This is a genomic window from Aquabacterium sp. UBA2148 (assembly GCF_002328915.1).
GTDB lineage: Bacteria > Pseudomonadota > Gammaproteobacteria > Burkholderiales > Burkholderiaceae_C > Aquabacterium > Aquabacterium parvum.
The window spans coordinates 1-2426 of record NZ_DCXA01000086.1 but is presented as its reverse complement, the minus strand read 5'-3'; the positions used below and the strand labels follow the sequence as shown (position 1 = coordinate 2426).

The following is a 2426-nucleotide window of genomic DNA, read 5'->3' as shown; positions in this document are numbered from 1 at the left end:
CGCCAGGCGAACAGCACCAAGGCCAGCGCCACCCCACCCGCCAGCAGTCGGTGCGCCATGTGGATGGCGGTCAGGCTGGCCATGGTGATGACGCCGCCTTGGCCATCGCCACCCAGCGGACGCCACAGGTGGAACGCCCCGTCGAAATCCATCGGCGGCCACCACTGCCCCTGGCAGGTCGGGAACTTGGCGCAAGCCAGCACGGCGTAGTTGGTGCTGACCCAGGCGCCCGAAGCGATCTGCAGCGTCAACAGGGCCAGCACCACGAAGCCCGCTCGGCGCAGGCCCGATCTCGCCCAAAGGGCGCGGCGTTCATCGCTGCCATCGGCCCCACCCAGTGGCGCGGGATCGAGCACGCGCGCCTGGGTGGTCAGCAGGGCCACACCGAGCAAAGCACCCAGCAGGTGCCCGGTGACGATCAGCGGTTGCAGCTTCATGGTGACGGTGAACGCCCCAAAAGCGCCTTGCACGCAAACCCACACGAACGTCCAGGTGGCCCACCACGGCGACAGCGCACCGGGTACGTCACGCTGACGCCAGGCCAGCACCATCAGCCCCGTGATCAGGGCGCCGACGGCCGTGGCCAGGTAGCGGTGGATCATCTCGATCCAGGCTTTCGTGGGCGAAACCGGCCCTGTGGGCGCCGACGTGTGCGCGACGTGGATGTCGTCGCGTGCATGGAAGGGGCTCATCTCGCCGTAACAGCCCGGCCAGTCCGGACAACCCAGACCGGAGTCGGTCAGGCGCGTGAAAGCGCCAAACGCCACCAGGTCCAGCGTCAAAAAGAGCGTGGCCACCGTCAGCACGCGTTGCCAGGCTGGCCAACCATGACCCCCCTGTCGGCGAGCGCGCCAGACCACCACGGCCGCTGGCAACAAGGCCAGGCCCGCCCCGAGCAGCAGCAGCTCGATCAAAGGAGCCAGGTCGACGAGTTGTTGTCCCAAGGAAGCGGATGCCTGCATGCCCCTGTCCTCGCTCACTGACGACCCGCCTCGTCCCAGGCCTCGCTGGCCTTGAGCAGGCGGGTCAGGTCACGCTTGGCCTTGGTGAAATCGACGTTGGCCGGAAAGCGCATCATCCAGTCGCCACGCGGGTCCACCAGGTAGAGGTGATCGGCGAGCTGACGGCCGGACTCGGGCTCGAGCCAACGCGCCAGATCGGCCTGAGGAGCACGCAGCACGGTGGCCTGCTGCAGCGCAGGCAGCAGGGCCTCGCGCACCGGAGCGCCATCGCTCACCAGCCAGACACGGTCCACGCGGTCCTTGTCTCGACCCAGCGACTCGCGGAGCTGGCGCTGCAGGTAGAGCGTTTTCTCGCACGCCGCTTCGCAGGCCCCTTCGGCCACCGACACCAGCAACCACTGTCCCTTGAGCGAGGCAGGTAACACCGGCGAGCCCTGCAGGTTGCGCAGTGGCAATGCGGCGGGCTCAGGCATCGCGCGTGTCGGCTGGATCAGCGCACCGTGGTTGGTGCGTCCTTCGGGCCTGACCACGTAGTACATGAAGTAGGAGGCCACCACCGGGGCGGCGCACACCGCCCAGACCAACAGCATCTTGATGCGGCCCACGCGCGTGCGTTGGGTCAGGGCCTGGTCAGCAGCCGGCAGGCTGTGAACACTCAACTGGATCATCGGGTCGGTCGCCATCGGGTTCGGGTGCGCGGGGGCAGCAGAGCGTGTCATGAGAAGGCTGGCAGCATCAGGCAGCGACCGACCGCCGCGCACGCCGCGGTCGGATCACCGAAAACCAGAGTGTGAGACCGACCGCGAGCGCGGACAAGGCGAACCACTGTGCGGCGTAGGCGTGGTGCTTGTCGACACCCAGGTCAGGTTGGGGCCAGTCGCGCCGCAGATCGGGCGGAGCGACACCAGCCGGGGAATCAGACGTCATGGTCTCAGGATGCCCTTGCAGCACCGCGCCGGGTAGCGGGGATTGCCCCAGCCACGCTCGCCAGAAGGCCTCATCGGCGTTCTGACGCAGCACACGACCCGCCTCGCGCGGCGGTGGGCCCTCCTCGCCCAGGGCGTAGGCCTGCGACACCTGGGCCAACACGACACCGCGCAGCACCACCTCGCCATCGGCTTCGGGCCAATCAGGCAGGCGTTGACGGTCCTGGGCATCGCGCGGCCACCAGCCACGCTGCACCAGCACGATGCCACCCGGACAGGCCGAGTCGGACAAGCGCAAGGGGGTCACCACGAAGAAACCTGGCTGACCACCCATGGGCCGGTTGTCCAGGAAGACCGTGTGTTGACTCAGCCAGCGACCTCGCAGGGCGACAGGCTGCTGCGCGGGCAAGGCGGCGTCGACTTCGGCGCCCGGCTTGTCAGAGCCTCGCTGCGAGTTCGGCTCTGCCGCAGGTGCCGGCACAACCGATTTCAATCCAGACCGACAAGGCCAGTCACGCCCGCTCCCGGGCGCTGCGCT

At 68.4% G+C, this 2426-nt stretch carries 3 protein-coding genes; all 3 read right to left on the bottom strand.

All coding sequences use genetic code 11. The annotated features are described in order from the left end of the window. Positions 1-962 (bottom strand): COX15/CtaA family protein (locus B2W70_RS04575; RefSeq protein WP_286743308.1); only part of this gene is annotated, 962 nt, incomplete at its 3' end. Between the two features lie 14 nt (positions 963-976). Continuing rightward, complete coding sequence (locus B2W70_RS04570) at positions 977-1645, bottom strand: SCO family protein (protein ID WP_286743307.1); 669 nt, start codon at positions 1643-1645, stop codon at positions 977-979. Between the two features lie 52 nt (positions 1646-1697). After that, a partial coding sequence (locus B2W70_RS04565) for an SURF1 family protein (RefSeq protein ID WP_286743305.1) occupies positions 1698-2426 on the bottom strand: 729 nt, incomplete at its 5' end.